This window comes from Sphingopyxis sp. LC81, assembly GCF_000756375.1.
In the GTDB taxonomy this organism is placed as follows: Bacteria; Pseudomonadota; Alphaproteobacteria; order Sphingomonadales; family Sphingomonadaceae; genus Sphingopyxis.
Window position 1 is genome coordinate 115,394 of the sequence record NZ_JNFD01000009.1, and the last position, 26,240, is coordinate 141,633.

Genomic DNA, 26,240 nt, shown 5'->3' on the forward strand with positions numbered 1-26,240 from the left:
ACTATGCAAGTTAGATAATTTGAGAGAGGATTGACCTTGCCGGGACACGGCCTTCCACCAGCGCTAACGCGCAATTTGCGCCTGCCCGCGATCGCGGCGCCGATGTTCCTCGTGTCGGGACCCGAGATGGTGATCGCATCATCGCGGGCCGGCGTGATCGGCAGCTTCCCTGCGCCCAATGCGCGCACCTCTGCCGACCTGGAGGATTGGGTGAGCCGGATCGATGCGGCGCTGTCGAACGATCCCGAGGCGGCGCCGTGGGCGGTCAACCTGGTCGTCCATCCGTCGAACAGCCGCCTTCCCGACGATCTCGCCTGCGTCGTGCGGCACAAGGTGCCGCTCGTCATCACCGCGCTGGGCAGCCCGGCGCGGGTGGTCGAGGAAATCCATTCATACGGCGGGCTCGTCTTCGCCGACGTCAATTCGGTCGGCTTCGCGCGCAAGGCCGCCGCCGCCGGGGTCGACGGGCTGGTGCTCGTCGCCGCGGGCGCCGGCGGACATACTGGTGCGACCGCGGGCTTCGCCTTTGTCGAGGAGGTCCGGCAGTTCTGGGATGGGCCGCTCGTGCTCGGCGGAGCGATTTCGACGGGGCATGCCGTCCGTGCCGCCGAAATATTGGGCGCCGATTTCGCCTATCTCGGCACGTCGCTGATCGCCTGCGCCGAGAGCATGGCGGTGCCGGGGTATAAGGATATGGTCGTCGCCGCGGGCGCCGAGGACATCGTGCCGTCGAAGGGGATCACCGGGGTCACCGCCAACTGGCTGAAATCGAGCCTGATCGCCGCGGGATACGACCCCGCGAACATGCCCGAGGACAAGCGCCCCAACTTCTCCGACGCGCAGGACGATGCCAAGGCGTGGAAGAATGTCTGGTCCGCGGGGCAAGGGGTCGGCGCGGTGCGCGGTGTCGAACCCGTCACGACTATCGTCGATCGCCTCGTTTCCGAATATGATGCCGCCGCCGCAAGGCCGCGATTTGCCCCCGCCGAAGGAGTCATCGCATGACCGCAGAGCTTGTCGAGACGATCGCATCGACGATCCAGCCGAACGACCACCCCTATATGAAGGGCGCGTGGCGCCCGACTTACAATGAATGGAACGCGATCTTCGCCAATGGCGATGCCGAGGTGATCGGCAATATCCCGACCGACATAGACGGCGTTTACGTGCGCACCGGCGAAAACCAGATTCACGAGCCTATCGGCCGCTATCATCCCTTCGACGGCGACGGCTTCATCCATTCGATCTCGTTCAAGGACGGGCGCGCCAGCTATCGCAGCCGCTTTGTACGCACCAAGGGGTTCGAGGCGGAGAAGGAAGCCGGCCGCTCGCTGTGGGCGGGGCTGATGGAGCCGCCGCACAAGTCGACGCGCCACGGCTGGGGCGCGCAGGAGTGGCTGAAGGATTCGTCGTCGACCGACGTCGCGATCCACGCGGGGAAGATCATCTCGACCTTCTATCAGTGCGGCGAAGCCTATCGGCTCGACCCCTTCACGCTCGAACAGTTCGGCACCGAAAGCTGGGTGCCGCTCGACGGCATTTCGGCGCATTGCAAGGTGGACCTCGCGACCGGCGAGCTGATGTTCTTCAACTATTCGAAGCACGCGCCCTACATGCATTATGGCGTCGTCGGGGCGGACAATAAGCTCAAGCATTATATCCCGATCCCGCTCGCCGGGCCGCGCCTGCCGCACGACATGGCGTTCACCAAAAACTACACGATCCTCAACGACATGCCGCTCTATTGGAACGAGGAGTTGCTCGAACGAAATTTGCACGTCGTGCAATTCCACCCCGACGAAAAGACGCGCTTTGCGATCATCCCGCGCCACGGCCAGCCCGAGGACATCCGCTGGTTCACGGCCGAGCCGACCTACACGCTCCACTGGCTGAACGCGTGGGAGGAAGGCGACGAAATCATCCTCGACGGCTATTATCAGGAAGAGCCGATGCCGAAATCCTATCCGAACGCGCCCGAAGGGCTCGAGCGGATGATGGCCTATCTCGATCAGGGGCTGCTCAAGCCGCGCCTCCATCGCTGGCGCTTCAACCTCAAGACCGGCGAGACGGTCGAAGAGCGGCTCGACGACCGCGACCTTGAATTCGGCATGTTCAACCACCGCTATGCGGGCAAGCCCTATCGTTACGCGTATAGCGCGATCCCCGAGCCCGGCTGGTTCCTGTTCCGCGGACTGGTCAAGCATGACCTGAATGCACGGACGAGCGAATCCTATGAATTCGGCCCCGGCCGCTTCGGCAGCGAGGCGCCCTTCGCGCCGCGCATCGATGCGAAGGATGAGGATGACGGCTACCTCGTTTCGTTCATAGCCGACCTCGAAACCGACAAATCCGAATGCGTGCTGATCGACGCCAAGAATGTCGCGGCGGGGCCGGTGTGCCGGATCATCCTGCCCGAGCGCATCTGTTCGGGAACGCACACCGTCTGGGCGTCCGGCGACGATATCGGCATGGGCGACAACAGCGTGCTGGCCGCCTGACATGATCGCCGCGGGAGAGGACAAACGGCGACAGCATCGCGAAAGCGGCTGGTGGGGCGACAAGACCTTCGCCGACCTGTTTTTCGCCAACGCGGTGGCGCATCCCGACCGGCTGGCGCTGGTCGATGCACCCAACCGCGCGGACTTTGCGTTCGGCGAGCCGCAGCGGCTGACCTACGCCGGGCTTGAGGCCGAGATCGACCGGATCGCGGGCGCGCTGGTCGTCGCAGGGGTCGGCAAGGACGATGTGCTGCTCGTCCAGCTTCCGAACATCAGCGAGTTCGTCGCGCTCTATTTCGCCGCCGCGCAGATCGGCGCGATCGTCAGCCCGGCGGCGGTGCAATATCGCAGCCACGAGGTGAAAGGCATGATCGGCATCGTTGCGCCCAAAGCGTTCGTCTGTGCGACGCAGGTCAAAGGCTGCGACCATGTCGGCGTCGCACAGCCCTTGCTGGACGGCATTCAGCTTATGACGTTTGGCCCGAATCCGCCCGCCGGTGCGTTGGACCTCTCGACCGTCAGGGGCAATGAAGCCGCGCTCGCGGCGCATGTCGCGGCGAACCCGGTCGACGCCGACGACATCTTCACTATCTGCTGGACCTCGGGCACCACCGGCGTTCCGAAAGGCGTACCGCGCAGCCACAATCACTGGATCGCGGTTGCCGGCGCGGGGTACGAGGCGATGAAGGTCGGGCCGGGCGACGTGCTGCTCAACCCGTTTCCGCTCATCAATATGGCGAGCATCGGCGGCATCACCATGTGCTGGCTGACGAGCGCGGGAACGATGGTGCTCCATCATCCCTTCGACCCCGGCGTCTACCTCAAGCAGATCGCGACCGAGCGGCCGAGCCTGACGATCGCGCCGCCCGCAGTGCTCAACATGCTGCTCCAAAATGAGGCCCTGCTCGCATCGGTCGACCTCTCCAGCCTGCGCGTCATCGCCTCGGGCTCGGCGCCGCTCGCGCCCGCGATGGTGCGCGGTTTTCAGGAAAAGCTCGGCATCATTATCGTCAACGTCTTCGGGTCGAACGAGGGGATGAGCTTTATCACCGGCGAGGGCGACATGCCAGATCCCGACAAGCGCGCGAGCCTGTTCCCGCGGCGCGGCACCTATCCGCCGCCCTATGGCCAAGGGCGGGCGCATAATATCGAAAGCCGGTTGGTGCCTCCCGGCGGCGGCGATCCGATCGAGCAGGACGGCGCGGCGGGCGAACTCCAGATCCGCGGCCCGACCTTGTTCGAAGGTTATCACAATGCCCCTGAGCAGACGGCCGCCGCCTTCACCGGCGACGGCTGGTTCCGCACCGGCGACCTGTTCGAGATCGCCGAGGGTGGCGATTTCTATCGCTTCGTCGGGCGCTGCAAGGATCTGATCATCCGCGGTGGGGTCAACATCTCGCCCGAGGAGATCGACCAGCTGCTCGGCGGTCATCCGTTGCTCGCCGAGGCCTGCACATTCTCGCTCCCTGACCCGACGATGGGTGAGCGCATCGGCCTTGCCTACGTCCCGCGCGGCGCCGACGATGTGGGGATCGGCGAGGTCGCCGACTATCTCCGCGGCCACGATCTCGCGGTGTTCAAACTGCCCGAGCGTCTGTTCCGCTTCGACGCCCTGCCGCGCAACGTCACCAACAAGGTGATGCGCAGCGAAGTGCGCGACATGGCGCTCGCCACTCTCGAAAAGGAAGCCTGACATGGCGAAAGACGTCTTCATCCTCGGCGGCGCGCAGACCGACTTTGCGCGCAACCTCGAACGCGAGGGCGGCGGGCTGTTCGAGCTGTTCCGCGAAGTCGCCGAGGCGGCGTTCGTCGCGACGGGGATCGAATCCAAGGAAGTCGAGACCGCGCATGTCGGCAATTTCGTCGGCGAACTGTTTGCGGGACAGGGCCAGCTCGGCGGCTTCTTCGGCCATGTCCACCCCGACCTCGCGGGCATTCCTGCGGCGCGCCACGAAGCCGCGTGCGCGTCGGGCAGCATCGCGATCCTCGCCGCCGCCGCCGAGATCGAGGCCGAGCGTTACGGCCTCGCGCTCGTGCTCGGCATCGAGCTGATGCGCAACGTGCCGGGCCAGCGCGCCGCCGAATATCTGGGCGCCGCGGCGTGGGCGGGACGCGAAGCGCAGGAAGCGCGTTACCTCTGGCCATATATGTTCGCGCGCGTCGCCGAGGAATATGACGAACGCTTCGGGCTCGACCACGCGCATCTGCGCGGCATTTCGGCGAATAATTTCGCCAATGCGAAGAAGAACCCGAACTCGCAGACACGCGGCTGGGCGATCACCCACGATCATCTGGCCGAGAATGACGAGGTCAATCCGCTGATCGAGGGAAGTCTGCGCAAGTCTGATTGCGGCCAGGTCACCGACGGCGCTGCGGCGATCTTCCTCGCCTCGCGCGAAGTCGCCGAAGCCTATGCGAAACGGCGGGGCATTTCTGTCGACTCCATTCCGCGCATCAAGGGCTGGGGTCATTCGACCGCGCCTTTGCTCTACGCCACCAAGGTCGCGGACAGCCGCGGCGCGCCTTATGTTTTCCCCAGCGTGCGCAAGGCGATGATGGATGCGCTGAAGCGCGCCGAGATGCCCGACGTTTATGCGTGCGACGGGGTCGAAGTGCATGATTGTTTCTCGATCACCGAATATATGGCGATCGACCATTTCGGCATCACGCCGCCGGGCGAAAGTTGGCGCGCGGTCGAGGATGGCACGATTGCATTGGGCGGGAAGCTGCCCGTCAATCCGTCGGGCGGGCTGATCGGGCTCGGTCATCCGGTCGGCGCGACGGGAGTTCGGATGCTGCTCGACAGCTGGCGACAGGTGACCGGAAACGCGGGCGATTATCAGGTCGAGGGCGCGCGCAATTTCGCGACGTTCAATGTCGGTGGCAGCGCTACGACCGCGGTCAGCTTCGTCGTCGGCGTCTGATTTTGACCGACGTCTATCTCTATGACGCGGTTCGGACACCGCGCGGCAAGGCGCGGCCCGATGGCGGGCTCGCCGCGCTGAGCCCGCAGGAACTGGTGCGTCAGCAGGCGGCGGCGCTCGCGGCGCGCTGTGGCGATGTTGCGGCCAATCCCGATGCGCTGCTCCTCGGCTGCGTTACGCAAAGCGGCGCGCAGGGCGGGCATATCGCGCTGGTGTCGAAGCTCCATGCGGGCCTCCCCGACACCACCACGGCGCACAGCATCAACAATTATTGTGCATCAGGGCTGTCTGCGATCGGTCAGGCGGTCGCAAAGATCGCGAGCGGCGAAGTCACGAGCATCCTCGCGGGCGGGGTCGAATCGATGAGCCGGAGCCCATTTCTGGGCGACCGCGCGGCCTATTATGACGACGACAGCCTGCCGGCCCGCGCGCGCTTTGTCCCGCCGGTGCTCGCCGCCGACCGGCTCGCCAACGCCGAAGGCATCACCCGCGCCGAGCTCGACGCGGTTGCTCTCGCCTCGCAGCAAAAGGCCGCGGCGGGCGACGCCGACCCGTTCTTGCAGCATTCGCGCATCGTGACCGGCGCGCTGACCGGCGAAGAATGCATCCGGCCGCAAACCACGGCCGAATCGCTAGCCGCCGCGCCGCCTGCCTTCGGCGACTTGCAGCAGCAATATGGCGGCGCGCTCGACGGCGCGACGTTCGAGCCGCTCCACAGCATCGCGCACGCGCCGCCGATCTGCGACGGCGCGGGTCTCGCGCTCGTTGGCGCCGATGGGCTCGGCATCGCCCCGCGCGCCCGCGTGATCGCCTTTGCCGAAAGCGGCGGCGATCCGGCCGCCTCGCTGACCGCCGGCTTCGCGGCGATGGACAAGGTGCTCGTGCGCGCCGGCCTCACCCTTGCGGATCTCGACCGGATCGAATTCATGGAGGCCTTTGCCGTCACCATCGCCAAATTCCTCCGCGATCGCGACGCCGATCCGTCGTGCGTCAATGTCGGCGGCGGACATCTGGCGAAGGGTCATCCGATGGGCGCCAGCGGCGCGATTCTGACGTCGGCGCTGCTCGACGCCCTCGATGCCTGCAACGGGCGTTATGGAATGGTCGTCTTGACGGGGGCTATGGGTGTGGGGGCAGCCATGATCGTGCAACGGCTCAGTGGCGCCTAGGCTCGCTTGACAAGGAAAGAGCAAGTCTCGCCGTTGGTACAGTCAAAATAATTTGCGACCCTTCAATGTCCAAAGAAAAATCTATTAATTTCAATATTTTCTGTTCTTAAGCTGGCCGATCGCGCAATGCGTGAAGCGCCTTTTATAAGTGGTTGTAAAAACTGAGAAAATAGACCGATCTGGATCGGTCATTCCCACTCGATCGTGCCCGGCGGTTTCGACGTATAGTCGTACACCACGCGGTTGATGCCCTGGACCTCGTTGATGATGCGCGTCGCGCAGCGGCTGAGGAAGCTCGCATCGAATGGATAGATGTCCGCCGTCATGCCGTCGGTCGAGGTTACGGCGCGCAGCGCGCAGACATGGTCGTAAGTGCGCCCATCGCCCATCACGCCGACCGTCTTGACGGGCAGCAGCACGGCGAACGCCTGCCAGATCGCGTCATAAAGGCCCGCATTGCGGATCTCGTCGAGATAGACCGCGTCGGCTTTGCGCAGGATGTCGCAACGGTCCTTCGACACTTCGCCGGGGATGCGGATCGCGAGGCCGGGGCCGGGGAAGGGATGGCGGCCGACGAAAATGTCGGGGAGGCCGAGTTCCTTGCCGAGCAGGCGGACCTCGTCCTTGAACAGTTCGCGCAAGGGTTCGACGAGCTTCATGTTCATGCGCTCGGGAAGGCCGCCGACATTGTGGTGGCTCTTGATCGTGACGCTCGGGCCGCCGGTGAACGAAACCGATTCGATGACGTCGGGATAAAGCGTGCCCTGCGCGAGGAAATCGGCGCCGCCGATCTTCTTCGCTTCTTCCTCGAAGACGTTGATGAATTCGCCGCCGATGAACTTGCGCTTCTTTTCGGGGTCGGTGACCCCGGCGAGGCCTGCCATGAAGCGTTCCTCGGCGTCCACCACGACAAGCGGGATGTTGTAGTGGTCGCGGAACAGGCGCTCGACCTGCTCGCGCTCGTTCATGCGCAGCAGGCCGTGGTCGACGAAGACGCAGGTGAGCTGCTCGCCGATCGCCTCGTGGATCAGCACCGCGGCGACCGCGCTGTCGACGCCGCCCGACAGGCCGCACAGCACGCGCTGGTCGCCGACCTGTGCGCGGATTTCGGCGATCTTGGTGGCGCGGAATTCGGCCATCGTCCATTCGCCGCTGCAGCCGCAGACGTGGCGGACGAAGTTCGCGATCAGCTTGGCGCCGTCGGGCGTGTGGACGACCTCGGGGTGAAATTGCGTGCCATAATAGCGGCGCTCGTCGTCGGCGATCAGCGCGAAGGGGGCGCCGTCGCTGATCGCGACGATGCGGAAGCCCGGTGCGAATTTGGTGACGCGGTCGCCGTGGCTCATCCAAACCTGATGGCGCTCGCCGACTTCCCACAGGCCGTCGAACAACACGCAGGGCTCGGTGACGGTCAGGAAGGCGCGGCCGAATTCGCCGTCGCGTTCGCCATCGGCGCCGCCGGGTTCGACCTGTCCGCCAAGCTGCTGGCTCATCACCTGCTGACCGTAGCAGATACCGAGGATGGGAAGGCCGCTGTCGAAGATCGATTGCGGCGCGCGCGGGCTGCCCGCCGCGGGGACCGATGCGGGCGAGCCCGACAGGATCACGCCCTTCGGCTTCATTCGTTCGAGCGCGGCTTCGGCGGCGCTGAACGGGACGATCTCGCTATACACGCCGGCCTCGCGGACGCGGCGGGCGATGAGCTGGGTTACCTGGCTGCCGAAATCGACGATCAGGATGGATTCGGGCGGAGTGGATGTGTCTGGAGTCGGCATGGGTGGCCGATAAGGGCGAAGGCCCATGCTGTCCAGCGGTCGATATGGACCATCCGTCGAAGCCGCATGGCCCCGACACATTGTTGCGACAATTGCGACATAAATGAACGCCGAACAAAGAACGGCGTCAGCGGGCGTTAAGCGCTGTCAGCCCAAGAAAAAACGAAGACAGAAAAGAAACAAAGGCTCTCCCCCATGAATAACATCCGCCTGACCATTTCCGCACGCGCCGCCCTGCTCGCCGCAGGCGCCTCGTTCGCGCTGCCCGCGATGGCGGAGGCGCCGATCGGCCCGCCTGCCGCCGCCGCGATTGCCGAGCAGCCGGCCGAGGCCGCGCCCGCCGCGCCCGAAACGGTCGAGGATGCCTATGACGATTACAGCGAGGACGAGATCGTCGTCACCGCGCCGCGCCTCGCGGGGCAACTCGACACCGACATCAAGGCCGAGACCGAACTCGATGAAGCGGCGATCGCGAGCTATGGCGTGTCGAACGTCTCCGAACTGCTCGACGCGCTCGCGCCGCAGACGCGCTCGGGCCGCGGTCGCGGCAGCGGGCGGCCGATCATCCTTATCAACGGCCGCCGCATCGGCGGTTTCGGCGAAGTGCGCAACCTGCCCCCCGAAGCGATCGCGAAGGTCGAAGTGTTCCCTGAGGAAGTCGCGCTGCAATATGGCTATTCGGCCGACGAGCGCGTCGTCAACATGGTGCTCAAGCCCAATTTTCGCCAGATTGCGGTCGAGGGCGAAGGCGGCATCCCGACGCAGGGCGGCCGTTTCCAGAGCGAGATCCAGCCGAGCTTCCTCGCGATCGGCGAAAATGGCCGCCTCAATGTCAACGCCGGCTGGGAACATAAGTCGATGCTGCTCGAAAGCGAGCGGGATCTCGATTATGACGATCCGGCGCAAGCCGCGGAGGCCCCCGCGCGCAGCCTGCTCGGTGCGTCGGACGAATATTCGATCGACGCGACGATCCAGCGCAGTCTCAACAAGACGACCGACGCGTCGGTCAATGTGCGGTTCGACCAGACCGATAGCCTGTCGCTGCTCGGCCCCGGCGTCGGCGGCATCGACGACCCGCTCGAACGCGATAGCCGCGCACGCAACCTCACCACCACCGCCAGCGTCAACGGCATGCTCGGCGACTGGCGCTGGTCGCTGTCGAGCAATTATGCCGACGCCGATCAACTGACCTTTACCGACCGCATCAGCGGAACCCGCGATCGGTTCGAAAGCAGCCAGCAGACGTTCGGCGGCAACGCCAATCTGTCGGGCACGGTGACCGACGGCTGGGCGGGGCCGATCCGCCTGTCGATGACGGGCAGCTATTCGGGGCTGCGGTTCGACAGCCGCTCGGACAATGCGGGTGGCATCACGACGACCGACCTCGCGCGCGACCTGCCGGGCGTGTTCGGCTCGCTGACCGTGCCGCTGCTCGATCCCGAATATGAGGTCGGCAATATCGGCCGCGTCTCGCTGACGCTGAGCGGGCAGGTTCAGAATCCGAGCGACTTCGACGCGCTCAAGAGCTGGGGCGCGAACGTCAACTGGGGCGTCACCGACAATCTCTCGCTGATCGCTAGCTTCAACCAGGACGAGGCCGCGCCCGGCATCCAGCAACTCGGCGCCGCGCCGCTGGTGACCCCCGCGGTCACCTATTACGACTTTGCGACCGGCCAGACGGTGCAGATCACGACGACGACGGGCGGCAATCCGTTCCTGCTCGCCGAACAGCGCCGCGATTTGAAGCTCGGGCTCAACTGGTCGCCGCCGATGCTCGAAGGGCTGAACGTCTCCGTCAATTACAACAGCAACAAAAGCTATGACACCACGAACAGCTTTCCGTTGCTGACGCCCGAGATCGAAGCGGCTTTCCCAGACCGCGTGACGCGCGACGCGAACGGCGTTTTGCTCGCGCTCGATCAGCGCCCGGTCAATTTCGACCGGTCCGAAAATTCGCAAATCCGCTGGGGACTCAATTTCGGCAAGAGCTTTGGCCAGCAGCAACAGCGCGGTCCCGGTGCGGGCGGCCCTGGTGGCGCACGTCCCGAAGGTGCGGGCGCTCGCGAGGGCGGCGGATCCGGCGCCGGAGAGGGGCGTCGGCGTGGCGGCGGGGGCGGCGGTGGCCCGCGGATGGGCATGCGCGGTCCGGGCGGCCCCGGCGGCATGTTCGGCGGGCCGCAGGGCGGGCGCTGGCAGGTTTCGCTCTACCACACGATCAAGCTGACCGACAAAGTGCTGATCCGTCCGGGCGTGCCCGAACTCGACCTTTTAAACGGGTCGGCAACAGGCAGCGGCGGCGGCAGCAACCGCCATCTGTTCGAGCTCGACGGCGGCTTGTTCAACAAGGGGCTCGGCGTGCGGCTCAGCGCCAAATATGACAGCGGCAGCACGGTCACCGGCGGCACCGCGGGCGACCTGAAATTCGGCGACCTCGCGACCTTCAATCTGCGCTTTTTTGTCGACCTGAACCAGAAGGCGAAGCTGACCGAAAAGCTGCCCTTCCTCAAGGGATCGCGCCTGCGTCTTGCCGTCGACAATATCTTCGATGCGCAGCGCAAGATCACCGACGCGAACGGCCGCGTGCCGCTCAATTACCAGCCGGGCTATATCGACCCCTTGGGCCGCTATATCGAGCTGGAGTGGCGCAAGACCTTCTAGGCCGCGACCCGCGCGCCGGCGATGGCGTCGCGCGGCGGCTCCGAGGGCACGAAGGTCAGCGCCTTCGCGAACTGCGCGGTGCAGCTTGCCCAGCTGTACCGCGCGCCGAGCGCTTCGGCGTCGGCGCGGTCGCACGCGAGCGCGATGTCGATCGCGCGGCCCAGATCCTCGTCGAGCGCGCCGGCGCGCCCCGTCACGATGTCGCCGGGGCCCGGCACCGGATAGGCGGCCACCGGCGTTCCGCAGCTCATGGCCTCGATGATGACGAGCCCGAAAGTGTCGGTGCGGCTGGGAAAGACGAAGACGTCCGCGCCCGAATAGGCCGAGGCCAGCGCCTCGCCGCCCAGCTTGCCGAGGAACAGGGCTTCCGGATGCAACGCCTTCAGCTCGGCGAGCGCGGGGCCTTCGCCGACGATGACTTTCGTACCCGGCCGGTCGGTCGCGAGGAAGGCACCGATATTCTTCTCGACCGCCACGCGGCCGACATAAAGCTGGATCGGACGCGCGAGGTCCGCATAGGCGGGATGCGGTGCGCGATCGGGACGGAACAGCTCGTGATCGACCCCGCGCTCCCACATCATCGTCTGCGTGAGGCCCTGCTCGGCGAGTTCGCGCGCCAGGCTGCGCGTCGCGACCATGATGTGCCGCGCCGGACGGTGGAACCAGCGGATGAAGCGCCACACAAAGGCGGGTGAGACGGGCAACCGCGCCGCGACATATTCGGGAAAGCGCGTGTGATAGGCGGTGGTGAAGGGGAATTTGTTGCGGATGCACCAGCGCCGTGCCGCCATGCCGAGCGGACCTTCGGTCGAGATATGGATCGCCTGCGGGCCAAAGGTTCGGATGTGCCGCCCCACCTTGCGCCAGCCGGCAAAGGCAAGGCGAATTTCGGGATAAGAGGGGCAGGGGAGCGAGCGGAACAGGTCGGGCGAAACGACCCCGACCTCATGCCCCGCCCTGCGCAGTTCGCCGATCGTCGCCTGCAGCGTGCGGACGACGCCGTTGACCTGCGGCTCCCACGCGTCGGTGACGATCAGGATCCTCATGCAGCACGCGCCGGAGCGGGCAGTTTCAGCGGCGTCGGCGCGGTACGGCTCGCGACCTCTTCGGCCCAGTGCAGGATTTCCATCGTGCCGTCATGATGTTCGACCAGCGCGGTGCAGCCTTCGACCCAGTCGCCGTCGTTATAATATTCGGTGCCCTCGATCTCGCGCATCTCGGCGCTGTGGATATGCCCGCACACGACGCCATCGACCCCGCGCGAGCGCGCGGCGTGCGCGACGACTTCCTCGTAACGTCCGATGAACTGGACGGCGTTCTTGACCTTGTGCTTGGCGACCATCGACAGCGACCAATAGGGCAGGCCGAACGCGCTGCGGATGCGGTTCACGACCACATTGCACTTCATCAGCGCGGTGTAGGCGGCGTCGCCGACGAACGCGAGCCAGCGGTGCGCCAGCATCACCGCGTCGAATTCGTCGCCATGGACGACGAGCAATTTGCGGCCGTCGGCGGTTTCATGGATCGCCTCGCGGCGAATCTCGACCCCGCCGAAATCGAAGCCGTCGAACGGCTTGCACATCTCGTCATGGTTGCCGGGAACATAGACGACGCGCGTGCCGCGCTTCGCGCGCTTGAGCACGCGCCAGACGACGTCATTATGTTCGGGCGGCCAGAAATGCCGCTTTTTGAGCCGCCAGCCGTCGATGATGTCGCCGACGAGGTACAGCGTCTCGCAATCGACATGGTCGAAAAAGTCGATCAGCATCGCGGCGTTGCAGCCGCGCGTGCCGAGGTGAATGTCGCTGACCCACACCGTGCGATAGCTCCGCCGCTCGCCGATCAGCCGTTCGGGCACATGTGGATCGGTGGTGAAGGGGTCGGGAAAGCGGGCGGGGATCGGCAGGGTCGAAATCGATGCCATGTCACACTCCGTAAGCAGCCTCTGGCTGCCCACGGCCTAGACAGGAGTTTTGTTACACCCTGCGATTCAAAGTCGCGACAATTCAGGGACGGTTCGGCGTCACTTGTGTGACGTTGCCTATTTGACACATATCCGGTTAACCATGATCCAATCAGGTTCGCCGAATGACCAGGTTCCTGATTTCGCTCATATCTTCCATGGCAAAGCGCACGCCCTCGCGCCCCAATCCGCTGTCCTTCACCCCGCCATAGGGCATATTGTCGACGCGGTAGGAGGATACGTCGTTGACGACGATGCCGCCGACGTCGAGATGATCCCACGCATCGAGCACCTTGTGGATGTCGCGCGTGAACAGCCCGGCCTGCAGCCCGAACTTGCTGTCGTTGACCTCGGCGAGCGCGGCTTCCCAGTCGGTGAATTTCGACAGGATGACGACGGGGCCGAAGGCTTCCTCGCGCACAACATCGGTATCGGCGGGGACATTTTCGAGCAGCGCGGCCTCCAGCATATTGCCCTCGCACCCGCCGCCCGCGAGCAAGGTCGCGCCCGCAGCGACCGCATCGTCGATCCAGCCCTTCAACCGCCGCGCTTCCTTGACCGAAATCATCGGGCCGATGAAGGTGTCGCGTAGCTTCGGATCGCCCGATTTCAGCGTCTTGACCTTCGCGGTCAGCATGTCGCGGAATGTGTCGTAGATTTCTTCGTGGATGATCACGCGCTGCACATGGATGCAGCTTTGCCCCGACTGATAGTATCCACCGAAAATGATCCGTGCGAGCGCATGGTCGAGGTCGGCATCCTTGTCGACGACGACCGCGGCATTGCCGCCGAGTTCGAGCACGACCTTCTTCTTGCCCGCCTTGGCTTTCAAATCCCAGCCGACGCCGGGCGAGCCCGTGAAGCTCAGCAATTTCAGCCGCTCGTCGGTGGTGAACAGGTCGGCACCGGCGCGCGTCGCGGGCAATATGCTGAACGCGCCCTCGGGCAATATATCGCACTCGGCGAGCACCTCGCCCATGATGATCGCGCCGAGCGGCGTCAGCGACGCGGGTTTCATCACGAACGGGCAGCCGATCGCAATCGCCGGCGCGATCTTGTGCGCCGCGAGGTTGAGCGGGAAGTTGAACGGCGAGATGAAGCTGCACGGCCCGATCGGCACGCGCTTCCACATCCCCATATAGCCCTTGGCGCGCGCCGAAATGTCGAGCGGCTGGACCTCGCCGTAATTGCGCGTCGCTTCCTCGGCGGCGATGCGGAAGGTGTCGATCAGGCGCGTGACCTCGCCCTCGCTGTCGGCGATCGGCTTGCCCGCCTCGACGCAGAGCGCATAGGCGAGTTCGTCGAACCGCTCCTGAAACCGCGTGACGCAATGGGTGAGCACGTCGCGCTTCTCGAAACTCGCGAGCCGCGCCATCGGCTCGGCGGCGCGCACGGCGCCGGCGATCGCCTCGTCGATCACGTCGGGGGTCGCGAGCGCGGTGCGAAACGCGACCTCGCCGGTGAACTTGTCGATCACCTCGAGGTCGGTGTTAGGCTGCGCCGCCTTGTTGTTGAGGTAGAGCGGATAGACGGTTTTGAGTTTCATTCAGCTTCTCCAAAACACACCAACGCTGTCATCCCCGCGAAAGCGGGGACCCAGGGGCGGCAAGCGATGAACGCCATAGCGTCTCGTAAAATCCCCGCCTTGGCCGTTGCGATGTTGCCAGAAACGCTGGGCCAAATCTTCGGTCACGCCGGTATAAAGTGTGCCGTTCCGTCCGCTCGCAAGAATGTAAACATGATAGGTCTGGTCCATTTCGCTCCTGGGTCCCCGCTTTCGCGGGGATGACAAGAAACAACCGGCGGCGGGATCTCAAAGCTCCTTCGACAACCTTTTGATGTCGTTGTTCAAAATCTGGTCATTCTCCGAATAATCGACCGGACAATCGATCAAATGCACCCCCGGCGTATCGCGCGTATGCGCGAGCAGTTCCTTCAAATGCGCCGCGCTCTCAACCCGGTGCCCATGCGCGCCATAGCTTTCGGCATATTTGACGAAATCGGGGTTGCCATAGGTCAGCCCCCAATCCTTGAAGCCCATATTCGCCTGTTTCCAGCGGATCATGCCATAGCTGTTGTCGTTCAAAATCAGCACGGTGATGTTGAGCCCGAGGCGCACCGCGGTCTCCATCTCCTGGCTGTTCATCATGAAGCCGCCGTCGCCGCAGATCGCCATGACCTTGCGCCCCGGATAGACCATCGCCGACATCATCGCGCTCGGCAGACCCGCGCCCATTGTGGCGAGCGCATTGTCGAGCAGCACGGTATTCGGCTTGCACGCGGTATAGCCGCGCGCGAACCAGATCTTGTACACGCCATTGTCGAGGCAGATGATCCCGTCGTCGGGCATCGCGTCGCGGATCGACTGCACCAGATGCGGCGGAAAGATCGGGAAGCGCTCGTCCTTCGCCAGCGGCGTCGTATGGTCGACCTCGGCCTTGCGATAGGCGAGCAGATGGTCGAATTTCCACCCGCCGTTGGGGACGATGTCCTCCTTCATCTGCCACACCGCATTGGCGATATCGCCGATCACCTCGATGTTCGGGAAATAGACCGGATCGACCTCGGCGGTCTTGCTCGACACATGGATCACCGTCGGGCCGCCGCGCTGCATGAAGAAGGGCGGCTTTTCGATCACGTCATGGCCGAGGTTGACGATACAGTCCGATGCCTCAACCGCGCGGTGGACGAAATCGCCCGATGACAGCGCGGCGCAGCCCAGAAATTTCGGATGCCGCTCGTCGATCACGCCCTTGCCTAGCTGCGTCGTCAGGAAGGGGATCCCGGTCTTTTCGATAAACTGCAGCAGCATGCGCCCGGTCATCGTCCGGTTCGCGCCAGCGCCGATGACAAGCACGGGCGAGGTCGCCTTTTCGAGCGCCTTCACCGCCTCGCGGATCGACTTCACGTCCGCGTTGGGCCGGCGCGAATGGCTGCGCTTCAGCGGCAGGCTGTCGGTATGCTCGTCGGCAATATCCTCGGGCAGTTCGATATGCACCGCACCGGGCTTTTCCTCTTCGGCGAGGCGGAAGGCTTCGCGCACGCGGCTCGGGATATTGTCCGACGAGGCCATCTGGTGCGTATATTTGGTGATCGGCCCCATCATCGCGACGACGTCGAGGATCTGGAAGCGGCCCTGCTTCGATTTCTTGATCGGCTTTTGCCCGGTGATCATCATCATCGGCATCCCGCCCAATTGCGCATAGGCAGCGGCGGTGACGAAGTTCGTCGCGCCCGGCCCCAATGTCGCGAGACAGACGCCGGTCTTGCCCGTGTGGCGCCCGTAAGTCGCGGCCATGAAGCCCGCGCCCTGTTCGTGCCGCGTCAGGATCAGCTTGATCTTCTTCGAGCGCGACAGGCTGTCGAGGAAATCGAGATTCTCTTCGCCCGGAACGCCGAAAATATATTCGACGCCTTCTTCTTCCAGGCATTCGATGAACAGGTCGGATGCTTTTTTCATGTGTCAGTCGCCCCCTCAGCCACGCATCAAGACGATGCGGCCCCAAGTCATGCCGGCGACCCCTCAGCACATATGTTGATACAGTGGCTCTCGTCGTCAGGCCGCGAGTCCCTGCTGCACCGGGAAGCAGTTGTAACGAGGGCAAAAGCCGTTGTCACCCTGCGCGCGGCTCGCGTTTCACGCTGTGTCCGATCAGCGCCGATCGACCCATATGTCGCGGTCGAGGCGCGCCGAAGCCGCCGAACCGGCGGGGATTTCGGCGCTGCGGCCGGTGGAAAGAAAGGGCAGGAGCAGAAAAGCGGCGGCGGTCGCTGCGTCGTCGCCGCCATCCTTCTCGCCGCGCGCCTCCAGCGTGCCGCTGACCCGGAGCGGGCCGCCGGGCAATTCGGCGTAGAGCAGCTGCACGTCGAGCTTGCCCGACCGCCCGAACGCCCCGCGCTTTTCGGCGCGCGTCAACTGGGCGACGACGACGGTGTCGGCGGGTATCGCGATCACCCCGTCGACGATCACGGGGACCGCGACTTTCAGGTAGAGAAGGTCGCCCTTTTCATTCTTCTTGGTCGAAACGGCATCGCGGGTGACGAGGTCGATCAGCGTGCCCGACGGCACCAGCAGGCGCGCCGGTACGGCCGCGGCGGTCGCGGGGGCTTCTGCTGCGGCAGGACACGCCAGTGCCAGTCCGATCGCGATCAGCAGGGCGCGGGCCGTTGTCACGGCGCCGCCGGTTTCGGGTGCGGGATCGCGGTGTCCTGCTCGACAAAGCCGGTCATCAGCTCGCCGGCCTTGATCTTCGCATTATTGCCTCTGGCGAGCAGGCCGAGCGGCCCCAGCGCGATGACACCCAGCGCGGTCTCGGCGCCGCCGCCGGCCCCCTTGGCGGTATTGCTGCCGCTGATCGGCACCCGGTATCCCTCGACATCGACATAAAGGAGCCGCGCCTCGAGCGACCCGGATTTGCCAGCACTGCCGCTCTTCTTCGCGGCGAGCACTTCGCCCCACGCCGTCGTGCCGACGGGCAGCGCGAGGGCGCCGTCGACGAGCACCGGCTTGTCGACGCGCAACCTGAACCGATGTCCTTGCGTGTGGGTCTTCGTCGTCACCTCCGACACCACCATGAAGTGAATCGGCGTATCGCGTTTCAGGACCAGCGGGGCGATGGCGGGCTCGGCGGCGATCGCCGGGGCGGACTCTGTTGGCTGGTTCGTTTCGACGGCGGCGGACTGCGCCGATGCCGCAAGTAAAACGGCCACTGCCGCGCCAAATATCAATGCCATTCTCTGCCCCCTGCAACCCCGCGTCAGATAGGCCATGAATAGGCGAAGTTGCCAAGCCAGAATCTTGTTGACCCGGTTGAAAAGGAGAGAGAATTGTTGCGGGCTAACCAGGGGGGAGCAGACGATGAAATATGCAAGGATTCTGGCGGCGGTAAGCATCGCCGCAATGGCGGTTTCGACACCCGCAATGGCGAAGAAAAAGGATGTCGCCTATGTGATGGTCAACGAGGAAATGGGTGTGCCCGTTTTCCCTTATGACATCACCGACAAACCATACAAGATCATCGGCGTGGTGACTGCGGGGGTCCGCAAGGCGACGATTTTCAGCAAGGAAGCATCGCAGCAGAAAATCTACAACGAGATTTGGGAACGCGGCGAAAAGCTGGGCGCCGATGCCGTGATCGGCGCAAAATATGGTGACAGCCGGATCACCGCGATGAGCTGGGGCAGCACCAAGGCCGGCGGCGTCGCGATCAAGTTCCTGACCGCGGAGGAGATCGCCGCCGGGGCAAAGGGCGACACGCTCGAAGGTTTCGACCCCGAGGCGTGGACCGGCAAGAAGAAATAAGAGGCTTCCGGCGCAGGCTGGATGGCTACACGAAAGAGGGAAGGGGAGCGGCGTTGCCGTTCCTCTTTTTTCGTTCGATCGATGGCCGAACGGTCCCGTCGCTATTCGCCGTCCCAATAGCCCGGCGTCGCGGTATCGCGGCCGACCAGCAGGTCGAAGCCCGTGCCGCCGGCAATCACCCGGGTCTTGCCGCTGTCGGGATATTCGATGACGTCGAGCTCGGGGCGAGTGCTTATCGCCAGATAGCGCAGCGGCTGCGTTCCGTCGTTGACGATCTGGTGCGCGCTCTCGGCCCCGCCGGCGGGGCAGGCCAGCATGTCCCCCGGCCCGACCGGGACGGAATCCTTCCCTTGCCGGAACGACCCGGTGCCTTCGAGGATCACGAAAAGCTCTTCGGTCGCATGATGGTTGTGAAAGGGGAAGGCGCGTTTCCCGGGCGGCACAACGAAGATGTTGCAGCCGAGCCGCTCCATTCCGAGCAGCGCCCCCGCCATGGCGACGTCGACGGCATAGCGTTCGGCCGCAGGGCCGGACGCGCGGATCGGTTCGGGAAGCGGGCTGCAAGCCTGGGTGAAGATATTGATCGATCGTGGGGGCATGATTTTCTCCTGATGGCTCGCCCTAGGCGGCCACAGGTGCCAACGATATTGCATAAATCCACATATCTGCCATTCATATATGAATGATCAGGGATGTGGATTGGTCGCTTTACCGAAGCTTTCTCGCGGTGATGGAGGCGGGGTCGCTGTCCGCCGCCGGCCGGCGGTTGCGGATCAGCCAGCCGACGATGGGCCGTCATATCAGGACGCTCGAAGCGGCGCTCGGCCAGAGCCTTTTTCTCCGCACGCCCGACGGGCTGTCCCCGACCGATGCGGCGCTCGCGCTGATGCCGCATGCAGAGGCGCTGGCCGATGCCGCCGGGGCGCTGACGCGTGCGGCGTCGGGCGGTCGCGACGCGATGGAAGGGAGCATCCGGATCGCCGCCAGCGAAGTGACCGCGGCCGAGATATTGCCACCGATCGTGCGCGGCATGATGGACCGGTGGCCGGGGCTCGTGATCGAGCTCGCGGTGTCGAACAGCGACGAGGATGTGATGCGGCGGGCGGCCGACATTGCGGTGCGCATGGCAGCCCCGCGGCAGGACGCGCTGGTCGCGGCGCGGATCGGCGGCTTCGAGCTCGGCCTCTATTCCCACCCCGCCTATTTGCGCGGCCGGCCGGCGGTGGAGCGGGCCGAAGACCTGCGAGGGCACCGGCTGATCGGGTTCGACCGCCCGTTCGCCTACACCGATATTTTTCGCGTCGCGGGGAAGCGTATCGCGCGCGACGACTTCGCGCTGCGGTCCGACAGCGACATGGCGCAACTCGCCGCGATCCGCGCGGGGTGCGGTATCGGGGTCTGCCACGCGCCGCTGTCGGGCGGGCTGGTGCGCCTGCTTCCCGCCGATTTCGCGCCCGAGGTCGAGATGTGGTTGCTCATGCACCCCGACCTGCGTTCGTTAAGCCGCTTCGACCATGTTTTTGCCTATCTGGCCGATGCCTTGGCGCGTCATATCGCCGGCCCCGGCGGAGCGGCGGCGCCCGCGAGCTAGTCGATGTCGAACAGCCCCGCGAGCTGCTCGACCATCGTCCCGCCAAGCTGCTCGGCGTCCATGATCGTCACCGCGCGGCTGTAATAGCGCGTCACATCGTGCCCGATGCCGATCGCGCAGAGCTCGACCGGTGAGCGGTTCTCGATCCAGTCGATCACCTGGCGCAGATGCTGGTCGAGATAGGCGCCGTGGTTGACCGACAATGTGCTGTCGTCGACCGGCGCGCCGTCCGAAATCACCATCAATATCTTGCGTTCTTCGGGGCGGCCGATGATGCGGCTGTGCGCCCATGTCAGCGCCTCGCCGTCAATATTTTCCTTGAGCAGCCCTTCGCGCATCATCAGCCCGAGCGACTTGCGCGCGCGGCGATAGGGCTCGTCGGCGGGCTTGTAGATGATGTGGCGCAGGTCGTTGAGGCGGCCGGGGTGCGCGGGGCGTCCCGCGGCGAGCCAGTCCTCGCGGCTCTGCCCGCCCTTCCACGTCCGCGTCGTGAAGCCCAGAATCTCGGTCTTGACGCCGCAGCGTTCGAGCGTGCGCGCGAGAATGTCGGCGCTGATCGCCGCGATGCTGATCGGTCGTCCGCGCATCGATCCGCTGTTGTCGATCAGCAAGGTCACGACGGTGTCGCGGAAATCGGTATCGCGCTCGATCTTGTACGACAGCGACTGGCCTGGCGAGACGATGACGCGCGCGAGGCGGGCGGCGTCGAGCTGGCCTTCCTCCTGATCGAAATCCCACGCGCGGTTCTGCTGCGCCATCAGGCGGCGCTGGAGCCGGTTGGCGAGCTTGGTCACCGCGCCCTGCAAATGCGTCATCTGCTGGTCGAGATAGGCGCGCAGCCGCGTCAGTTCGTCGGCATCGCACAGCTCGGTCGCGAGGATGATCTCGTCATGCTTTTCGGTGAAGCGCAGATAGTTGAAATCGGGAATGTCGCTCGGCAGGCGGTTGGGACGCACGGGCAGCATGCCCTCGTCGCCTTCGCCGCCCATTTCGGGCTCGCCGTCGGCTTCCATTTCCTGCGCGTCGGGGTCGCTGTCGCCGTCGTCGGCCTGATCGCCCGCCATTTCGGCGCGCGCGTCGACCTGGCTCTCACCGGCGCCGCCGTCTTCGCTTTCCTGTTCTTCCTGGCTTTCCTCGGCTTCGGTCTCGTCCTGCTCGCCGCCATCCTCGGCGCCTTCCTCCAGCGGCTCGTCGCTCTGGATGAGGTCGAGGTGGCGGAGCGCGAGCTTCGCGGTCTCGGCAAAGGCGGCCTGATCGTCGAGGAGCATCGACAATGCGGTCAAATCGCCGCCCGCCTCGTTGGTGATCCATTCGCGCACCAGCGACAGGCCCGTCTCGGTGCCCTGCGGCGCCTGCTCGCCTGTCAGCGCCTCGCGCAGCATCAGCTCGAGCGCGCTCGAAATCGGGACATCCTCGCGGCCCTGCGCGCGGCTGATCGGGTCGCTGCGCATCCGCATCGCGAGGCTCGCCGACAGATTGCTGCGCATCCCGTTCATATGGCGCGCGCCGAGCGCTTCGACCCGCGCGCGCTCCATCGCGTCGAACGCGGCGGCGGCGATCGGATCGGCGGGGCGGGCCGCGGCGTGCAGTTTCTCGCTATGGTGCTTCATCCGCAAGGCATAGGCATCGGCAAAACCGCGTGCCTCGGCGACCTGATCGGCGGGCAGCGTGCGCGACGGCGTCGGCACCTTGATCGCCTTGCCGATCTGCGCGGGCGCGTCGGCGGTAAAGCCGACCTCGACCTCAGCGTCGCGGGTGACCGCGCGCGCGACGCTCGACAGCGCGGCCTTGAAATCGTCGAGGGGAGATTGGGTGGACATTTCGAGTCGGCTCTAACCAGCTTTGGGTGTCGAAGGAAATCCCTTTCATCGTCACCCCGGACTTGATCCGGGGTCCATTCCGCCGGTGAAGCCGTGGACCCCGGATCAAGTCCGGGGTGACGAAGAGGGAGTAGGCGGGGCTGTAGCTAAGCTCGCTTGACCTCACGCCGGGGCAGGCGCATCCGCGCCTTATGTCCTCCCCCAGACTCTCCCCCATGAAAAAGCCCTGGGTCGTCATCGTCTGCGCGGCGTTCATCGTCACGCTGGCGATGGGCGTGCGCCAGTCGTTCGGTCTGTTCCTGCCGCAGATGAGCGTCGATATCGGCATCAGCCGCTCCGACTTCGGGCTCGCGATGGCGCTTCAGAACCTGCTCTTCGGCCTCGTCCAGCCGTTCGTCGGCGCGCTCGCCGACAAGCATGGCGCGGGGCGTGTGGTGCTGGGCGGGGCGCTGCTCTATGCGCTCGGGCTGATCGGCGCGGCGTTCGCGACCAACGCGATCGGGCTGCACATCAGCTTCGGCCTGCTCATCGGCATGGCGCAGTCGGCGACGACCTTCGTCGTCGTGCTCGGCGCGGTCGGCCGCGTCGTCAGCCCCGAAAAGCGCAGCAGCGCGTTCGGTATCGTCACCGCGGGCGGCTCGCTCGGGCAGTTCCTCGTCGTGCCGCTCGCGTCGATGCTGCTCGGCGACATCGGCTATCACCAGACCTTGTGGATCATGGCGGGCCTTGTCGCGCTGTGCGGCCTGCTCGCGATCGGCGTTTCCGGGCGCACCGATACGCCGGGAGCGCTCGTCACTGAAGAACAGACGGCGCGCGAAGCGCTGCGCGAGGCCGCCGTCCATCGCGGCTATTGGTTGCTCAACGCGGGCTTCTTCGTCTGCGGTTTCCACATCGCCTTCATCGCGACGCATCTTCCCGCCTATCTCGACGACAAGGGGCTCGGGATCGAGATCGGTGCGCAGGTGCTCGCGCTCGTCGGGCTTTTCAACATCCTCGGCTCATACGTTTTCGGCCGCGCGGGCGATTTGCTGCGCCAGAAATATGTGCTGTCGGCGCTCTACACCGCGCGCTCGGCGGTGATTGCGCTCTTCCTGTTTCTGCCGCTCAGCCATGCGAGCGCGCTCGTCTTCGCGGGCGCGATGGGCTTCCTCTGGCTCGGCACCGTGCCGCTGACCAGTGGGATCGTCGGGCGCATCTTCGGCATCCGCCACCTGTCGATGCTCTATGGCATCGTGTTCTTGAGCCACCAGCTCGGCAGCTTTTTCGGCGCGTGGATGGCGGGGCTGATCTTCGACGCGACGGGCAGCTATAATATCGCGTGGGGCTTCTCGATCGCGCTTGGCCTGTTCGCGGGGCTCGTCCACCTGCCGATCGCCGACGCGCCGGTCAAACGGCTGGAACCGGCGTGAAGCTCGCGCGGCAGGACTGGATCGCGCTTGCGCTGTTTGTCCTGATCGCGGCGGGCGGGCTGTGGCTGTGGACCGGCGAGGGGCCGGTCGTATGGCTCACCAATTTCGCGATCATGTGCGGCTTTTAGCCGCTCACTGCGGCTCTTCGATCTCGGGCGTGCGGTGACAGATCGCATCGTCGCCATCTTTCGGCACCGCAGGGTCGGGGAGTAACCGGAACACATGCGCCCATCTCGTCGCGGTGCGCTCGGGCCGCGTGCGCTTGTTAGCGACGACGTCGATGAAATCCCAGCACGCAACCGCGCTGCGCAGGAAATTGCTGTGCCCCGTCGACCCGCGCGACACGTCGGTCGTGTCGATCACGGTGAGGCCGGGGCGCGACGCGGGATAGCAGCGCTCGGGCAGTCCCTGGGCTTTCAGGTCGGCCGCCTCGAACGGATTGAAGCAATAGGGCGAGCCGAGCCGCGGATAGCCGTGGATCGCGCGCGAAGCGGCAAGCGCCTTGTCGGCGCGCGACGTATAGACGGTGATCCGGCGATTATTGGCGACGCGCCGCGCCGACAGCACTTCCTCCTCGATATCGCGCTCGAACGTTTCGCGGTCGATGTCGGGCGAGGCGAGAATGACGTTCGAGATATTGCTGCTGTCGGCGCTGCTCGACGTGCGATCGACATAGGAAATGGCGGGGACCACGAGCCGCGCGCCAAGCGAGTGCGAGACGATGACGACCTCCTTCACCCAGCTCTGTTCGGCCAGCGACTTCAGGAAGTCGCGGAAATTGCGGACGTCGTGATACATGTTCGTCTCGTCGACGACATAGCTCAGGACTTTGCCCTGCGACGGCCAGCTATATTCGATGATCGGACCGTCGAAGCCCGTCATGCGTGCGATCTGCGCCGCGTCCTTCGACGTCGTCGAGAAATTCTCGCGATAGCCGTGGACATAGAGCAGCACGCGCCCCTGCTTGCGGTCGGTCTCGGCCTGCAGCGCGCGCCACCAGTCGGCCGAGGTTTGGAAGGCGATCGGCGCGAGCAGCTTTTTCTTCTTGCCGACCTCGACCTCGCGCGGCGCGTTGAAGCGGCCGTAGCGCATCTGGTCGCCGCGGTGATGGAGCAGTTCGATATCGGGATTACGGCAGTCGGGCAGGCGGCTCGTCGCGAAGAAATAGGGCAGCGCCTCGCCGTCGACGGCGGCGCCCGGCTGCGCGGTGCAGCGCGGATCGGCGACATATTCGGCATGGCGGACCTTGCCATAATCGACCGCCGCGATGCTGCACCCCGATAACGGGACAAGGGCAAGCGCGGCCAGCAGGCGCGTCATTCGCACCGCGGGTTCATCTTTGAAAAGCCTGACACATTCGCCGACGCTGGCAGAGGATGGCGGGCTTTGGAAGCGAGAAATCGATCCGGCGGACGTGCTGGCGCCCAGGTCGCTTACTTGCCGACCACGCTTTCGGGCAGGTCTTCGCCGAACACGCGCTGATAATATTCGGCGACGATCATCCGCTCGGCCTCGTCGCATTTGTTGAGGAACGAGAGGCGGAAGGCGAAGCCGATATTGTTGAAGATCGCGGTATTCTGCGCCCAGCTGATCACCGTACGCGGCGACATCACGGTCGAAATATCGCCGTTGATGAAGCCCTGGCGCGTCAGGTCGGCGACCTTCACCATGTTCGCGACGGTCGTCTCGTCGGTGTTCGGCACCTTCGCAAGGATGATCGCGCTTTCGGTCGCGGCGGGCAGATAGTTCAGCGTGACGACGATGTTCCAGCGGTCCATCTGGCCCTGGTTGATCTGCTGTGTGCCATGATACAGCCCGCTCGTGTCGCCGAGCCCGACGGTGTTCGCGGTCGAGAAGAGGCGGAAATGCGGGTTCGGGCGGATCACGCGGTTCTGGTCGAGCAGGGTCAGCTTGCCCTCGGTCTCGAGCACGCGCTGGATCACGAACATCACGTCGGGGCGGCCCGCGTCATATTCGTCGAAGACGAGCGCGGTCGGCGTCTGCAGCGCCCAGGGGAGCAGGCCTTCGCGAAATTCGGTGACCTGCTGGCCGTCGCGCAGCACGATCGCGTCGCGGCCGACGAGGTCGATACGGCTGATATGCGCGTCGAGGTTGACGCGGATGCATGGCCATTTGAGGCGCGCCGCGACCTGTTCGATATGCGTCGACTTGCCGGTGCCGTGATAGCCCTGCACCATCACGCGGCGGTTATATTTGAAGCCCGCAAGGATCGCGAGCGTCGTGTCCCCGTCGAAGACGTAAGCGGGGTCGAGGTCGGGGACGCGTTCGTCGGCCTCGCTGAACGCCGGCACCTTCATATCGATATCGACCCCGAAAACCTCGCGCGCATCGACCTCGGTGTCGGGCGCCGCAAGCAGCGTCGAGCCGTGGTGATCGGGAAGGCTGTTCGGGATATCGGTCATGTCGTTGCCTTTACATTCTATCGATCCCTTCTCCCTTGACGGGAGAAGGATACGCAGCCTTGCCGGCATGCCGGCTAGGCGGAGTTGGAAGAGGGTGGGCGAAGCGAAGCTTCGCGCGAGCCTGCGGCTCGCCTACCCCTCTCCCAGCTTCGACTAGGCAGCAAAGCTGCCAAGTCTCCACAACCCTCTCCCGCAGGGGGAGAGGGGAGAGTCGCGTATTCGCCGTCGCGGTATCGTCATGGGTTGCGGCTTGCAACGCCTTTTCAGAGCAAACCGAGCGCCTTCATCACCGCGGACTGGTCGTAATAGGGGCGTTCGCAAACGATCTTGTCGCCGCCGGGCGCGAATTCGAAGCTGGCGGCCATACGAATGCGGAACGCCTTGCCGGTCGGTTCGATCGTTCGCACGCCAAGCTTCAGCGGGCCGGTGTGTGTGCCCGTCAGCCAGAATTCGACAAGCACCGTATTCGTCGCGTCCTCGGCGGCGATCGCGATCACCTCGTTCGCCTGATCGGGAAAGGGCTCGCGCGACGTGGCGAAATAGGACCGCACCGCCGCTTCGCCGTCGAAGATCGTGCCGGGGCCCATCAATTCGTATCGCGGGTGGTCGAAGGTCGCGAGGACGCCGTCCCAATCGTGCGTGATCTCGAGCGCCATATGGCGGCGCACCACTTCGATCCGTGCTTCGTTAAGGTCGGTCATCGTGCGT

23 protein-coding genes are annotated in these 26,240 nt (G+C 65.0%); 10 read left to right on the forward strand and 13 right to left on the reverse strand.

Annotation, left to right across the window (positions count from 1 at the left end):
* Positions 1-36: 36 nt before the first annotated feature.
* The 5 genes from FG91_RS05750 to FG91_RS05770 are packed head-to-tail and all read left to right on the forward strand — an operon-like array spanning position 37 to position 6,591.
* Positions 37-1,005, forward strand: a complete 969-nt coding sequence (locus FG91_RS05750; RefSeq protein ID WP_037513295.1) for an NAD(P)H-dependent flavin oxidoreductase — start codon at positions 37-39, stop codon at positions 1,003-1,005.
* Positions 1,002-2,498, forward strand: coding sequence for a carotenoid oxygenase family protein (locus tag FG91_RS05755; protein ID WP_037513122.1), 1,497 nt, complete (start codon positions 1,002-1,004; stop codon positions 2,496-2,498). The genes FG91_RS05750 and FG91_RS05755 overlap by 4 nt, the downstream gene beginning before the upstream one ends.
* A 1-nt stretch (position 2,499) precedes the next feature.
* Positions 2,500-4,191: a class I adenylate-forming enzyme family protein gene (locus FG91_RS05760; protein ID WP_037513124.1), complete on the forward strand. Its 1,692-nt coding sequence runs from the start codon at positions 2,500-2,502 to the stop codon at positions 4,189-4,191.
* Position 4,192: 1 nt separating this feature from the next.
* Positions 4,193-5,422: an acetyl-CoA acetyltransferase gene (locus FG91_RS05765; protein WP_037513127.1), complete on the forward strand. Its 1,230-nt coding sequence runs from the start codon at positions 4,193-4,195 to the stop codon at positions 5,420-5,422.
* Positions 5,423-5,424: 2 nt separating this feature from the next.
* On the forward strand, positions 5,425-6,591 hold the full coding sequence (locus FG91_RS05770; RefSeq protein ID WP_037513130.1) for an acetyl-CoA C-acyltransferase: 1,167 nt from the start codon (positions 5,425-5,427) through the stop codon (positions 6,589-6,591).
* Between the two features lie 188 nt (positions 6,592-6,779).
* Here the strand turns inward: FG91_RS05770 and guaA are convergent, their stop codons facing one another.
* A complete protein-coding gene (gene guaA, locus FG91_RS05775; protein ID WP_037513133.1) occupies positions 6,780-8,366 on the reverse strand; it encodes a glutamine-hydrolyzing GMP synthase in 1,587 nt (528 codons plus the stop codon).
* 195 nt (positions 8,367-8,561) lie between these two features.
* Here guaA and FG91_RS05780 point away from each other — a divergent pair, with 195 nt between their 5' ends.
* Entirely contained in the window at positions 8,562-11,024 is a 2,463-nt protein-coding gene (locus FG91_RS05780) for a TonB-dependent receptor plug domain-containing protein (RefSeq protein WP_037513136.1), read from the forward strand.
* Here FG91_RS05780 and FG91_RS05785 read toward each other — a convergent pair.
* The 7 genes from FG91_RS05785 to FG91_RS20885 form a co-directional block, all read right to left on the reverse strand.
* Entirely contained in the window at positions 11,021-12,070 is a 1,050-nt protein-coding gene (locus FG91_RS05785; protein WP_037513140.1) for a glycosyltransferase family 4 protein, read from the reverse strand. The two genes, FG91_RS05780 and FG91_RS05785, sit on opposite strands and share 4 nt — an antisense overlap.
* On the reverse strand, positions 12,067-12,948 hold the full coding sequence (locus tag FG91_RS05790; RefSeq protein ID WP_037513143.1) for a UDP-2,3-diacylglucosamine diphosphatase: 882 nt from the start codon (positions 12,946-12,948) through the stop codon (positions 12,067-12,069). The genes FG91_RS05785 and FG91_RS05790 overlap by 4 nt, the downstream gene beginning before the upstream one ends.
* A gap of 151 nt (positions 12,949-13,099) precedes the next feature.
* Positions 13,100-14,533 carry an aldehyde dehydrogenase family protein gene (locus FG91_RS05795; RefSeq protein ID WP_037513146.1) on the reverse strand — a complete coding sequence of 478 codons (1,434 nt, stop codon included), beginning with the start codon at positions 14,531-14,533 and terminating at the stop codon, positions 13,100-13,102.
* Entirely contained in the window at positions 14,534-14,743 is a 210-nt protein-coding gene (locus FG91_RS21325; protein WP_081940429.1) for a GIY-YIG nuclease family protein, read from the reverse strand.
* A gap of 57 nt (positions 14,744-14,800) precedes the next feature.
* A complete protein-coding gene (locus tag FG91_RS05800; protein ID WP_037513148.1) occupies positions 14,801-16,447 on the reverse strand; it encodes an acetolactate synthase large subunit in 1,647 nt (548 codons plus the stop codon).
* A gap of 192 nt (positions 16,448-16,639) precedes the next feature.
* The gene (locus FG91_RS05805; protein WP_037513150.1) at positions 16,640-17,161 is read right to left on the reverse strand and encodes a hypothetical protein; all 522 of its coding nucleotides are present in this window, start codon (positions 17,159-17,161) and stop codon (positions 16,640-16,642) included.
* Positions 17,158-17,721 carry a hypothetical protein gene (locus FG91_RS20885; RefSeq protein WP_152568008.1) on the reverse strand — a complete coding sequence of 188 codons (564 nt, stop codon included), beginning with the start codon at positions 17,719-17,721 and terminating at the stop codon, positions 17,158-17,160. Before FG91_RS20885 ends, FG91_RS05805 begins: the two co-directional genes overlap by 4 nt.
* 124 nt (positions 17,722-17,845) lie before the next feature.
* Between FG91_RS20885 and FG91_RS05815 the strand changes: the two genes are divergently transcribed.
* The gene (locus FG91_RS05815; protein WP_235211956.1) at positions 17,846-18,289 is read left to right on the forward strand and encodes a hypothetical protein; all 444 of its coding nucleotides are present in this window, start codon (positions 17,846-17,848) and stop codon (positions 18,287-18,289) included.
* A 101-nt stretch (positions 18,290-18,390) separates the two neighbouring features.
* On the opposite strand, the gene FG91_RS05820 is transcribed toward FG91_RS05815, so the two are convergent.
* Positions 18,391-18,888 carry a cupin domain-containing protein gene (locus FG91_RS05820; RefSeq protein WP_037513153.1) on the reverse strand — a complete coding sequence of 166 codons (498 nt, stop codon included), beginning with the start codon at positions 18,886-18,888 and terminating at the stop codon, positions 18,391-18,393.
* 95 nt (positions 18,889-18,983) lie between these two features.
* Between FG91_RS05820 and FG91_RS05825 the strand changes: the two genes are divergently transcribed.
* Positions 18,984-19,880 (forward strand): LysR family transcriptional regulator, encoded by an 897-nt coding sequence (locus FG91_RS05825; protein ID WP_200878406.1) that lies wholly within the window; start codon positions 18,984-18,986, stop codon positions 19,878-19,880.
* On the opposite strand, the gene cobT is transcribed toward FG91_RS05825, so the two are convergent.
* Positions 19,877-21,700: a cobaltochelatase subunit CobT gene (gene cobT, locus FG91_RS05830; RefSeq protein WP_037513159.1), complete on the reverse strand. Its 1,824-nt coding sequence runs from the start codon at positions 21,698-21,700 to the stop codon at positions 19,877-19,879. The two genes, FG91_RS05825 and cobT, sit on opposite strands and share 4 nt — an antisense overlap.
* Positions 21,701-21,915: 215 nt before the next feature.
* On the opposite strand from cobT, the gene FG91_RS05835 reads away from it, so the two are divergent.
* Positions 21,916-23,109: an MFS transporter gene (locus tag FG91_RS05835; RefSeq protein WP_200878407.1), complete on the forward strand. Its 1,194-nt coding sequence runs from the start codon at positions 21,916-21,918 to the stop codon at positions 23,107-23,109.
* Complete coding sequence (locus FG91_RS22485) at positions 23,106-23,237, forward strand: hypothetical protein (RefSeq protein ID WP_268746369.1); 132 nt, start codon at positions 23,106-23,108, stop codon at positions 23,235-23,237. The genes FG91_RS05835 and FG91_RS22485 overlap by 4 nt, the downstream gene beginning before the upstream one ends.
* A 4-nt stretch (positions 23,238-23,241) precedes the next feature.
* On the opposite strand, the gene FG91_RS05840 is transcribed toward FG91_RS22485, so the two are convergent.
* The 3 genes from FG91_RS05840 to FG91_RS05850 form a co-directional block, all read right to left on the reverse strand.
* Positions 23,242-24,429 carry an alpha/beta hydrolase gene (locus FG91_RS05840; RefSeq protein ID WP_037513162.1) on the reverse strand — a complete coding sequence of 396 codons (1,188 nt, stop codon included), beginning with the start codon at positions 24,427-24,429 and terminating at the stop codon, positions 23,242-23,244.
* A gap of 113 nt (positions 24,430-24,542) precedes the next feature.
* Complete coding sequence (gene cobS, locus FG91_RS05845) at positions 24,543-25,532, reverse strand: cobaltochelatase subunit CobS (RefSeq protein WP_037513165.1); 990 nt, start codon at positions 25,530-25,532, stop codon at positions 24,543-24,545.
* 263 nt (positions 25,533-25,795) lie between these two features.
* On the reverse strand, positions 25,796-26,233 hold the full coding sequence (locus FG91_RS05850) for an ester cyclase (protein WP_037513169.1): 438 nt from the start codon (positions 26,231-26,233) through the stop codon (positions 25,796-25,798).
* Positions 26,234-26,240 lie beyond the last annotated feature (7 nt).

What these genes read in the sequence shown, in the direction of transcription:
- FG91_RS05790 (WP_037513143.1), bottom strand. Translation starts at nt 12,948, where the DNA reads ATGGCATCGATTTCGACCCTGCCGATCCCCGCCCGCTTTCCCGACCCC.
- FG91_RS05850 (WP_037513169.1), bottom strand. Translation starts at nt 26,233, where the DNA reads ATGACCGACCTTAACGAAGCACGGATCGAAGTGGTGCGCCGCCATATG.
- FG91_RS05835 (WP_200878407.1), top strand. Translation starts at nt 21,916, where the DNA reads ATGAAAAAGCCCTGGGTCGTCATCGTCTGCGCGGCGTTCATCGTCACG.
- FG91_RS05820 (WP_037513153.1), bottom strand. Translation starts at nt 18,888, where the DNA reads ATGCCCCCACGATCGATCAATATCTTCACCCAGGCTTGCAGCCCGCTT.
- FG91_RS05815 (WP_235211956.1), top strand. Translation starts at nt 17,846, where the DNA reads ATGAAATATGCAAGGATTCTGGCGGCGGTAAGCATCGCCGCAATGGCG.
- FG91_RS20885 (WP_152568008.1), bottom strand. Translation starts at nt 17,721, where the DNA reads ATGGCATTGATATTTGGCGCGGCAGTGGCCGTTTTACTTGCGGCATCG.
- FG91_RS05760 (WP_037513124.1), top strand. Translation starts at nt 2,500, where the DNA reads ATGATCGCCGCGGGAGAGGACAAACGGCGACAGCATCGCGAAAGCGGC.
- FG91_RS05755 (WP_037513122.1), top strand. Translation starts at nt 1,002, where the DNA reads ATGACCGCAGAGCTTGTCGAGACGATCGCATCGACGATCCAGCCGAAC.
- FG91_RS05795 (WP_037513146.1), bottom strand. Translation starts at nt 14,533, where the DNA reads ATGAAACTCAAAACCGTCTATCCGCTCTACCTCAACAACAAGGCGGCG.
- FG91_RS05785 (WP_037513140.1), bottom strand. Translation starts at nt 12,070, where the DNA reads ATGAGGATCCTGATCGTCACCGACGCGTGGGAGCCGCAGGTCAACGGC.
- FG91_RS05765 (WP_037513127.1), top strand. Translation starts at nt 4,193, where the DNA reads ATGGCGAAAGACGTCTTCATCCTCGGCGGCGCGCAGACCGACTTTGCG.
- cobT (WP_037513159.1), bottom strand. Translation starts at nt 21,700, where the DNA reads ATGTCCACCCAATCTCCCCTCGACGATTTCAAGGCCGCGCTGTCGAGC.
- FG91_RS05840 (WP_037513162.1), bottom strand. Translation starts at nt 24,429, where the DNA reads ATGACGCGCCTGCTGGCCGCGCTTGCCCTTGTCCCGTTATCGGGGTGC.
- FG91_RS05780 (WP_037513136.1), top strand. Translation starts at nt 8,562, where the DNA reads ATGAATAACATCCGCCTGACCATTTCCGCACGCGCCGCCCTGCTCGCC.
- FG91_RS21325 (WP_081940429.1), bottom strand. Translation starts at nt 14,743, where the DNA reads ATGGACCAGACCTATCATGTTTACATTCTTGCGAGCGGACGGAACGGC.
- guaA (WP_037513133.1), bottom strand. Translation starts at nt 8,366, where the DNA reads ATGCCGACTCCAGACACATCCACTCCGCCCGAATCCATCCTGATCGTC.
- cobS (WP_037513165.1), bottom strand. Translation starts at nt 25,532, where the DNA reads ATGACCGATATCCCGAACAGCCTTCCCGATCACCACGGCTCGACGCTG.
- FG91_RS05800 (WP_037513148.1), bottom strand. Translation starts at nt 16,447, where the DNA reads ATGAAAAAAGCATCCGACCTGTTCATCGAATGCCTGGAAGAAGAAGGC.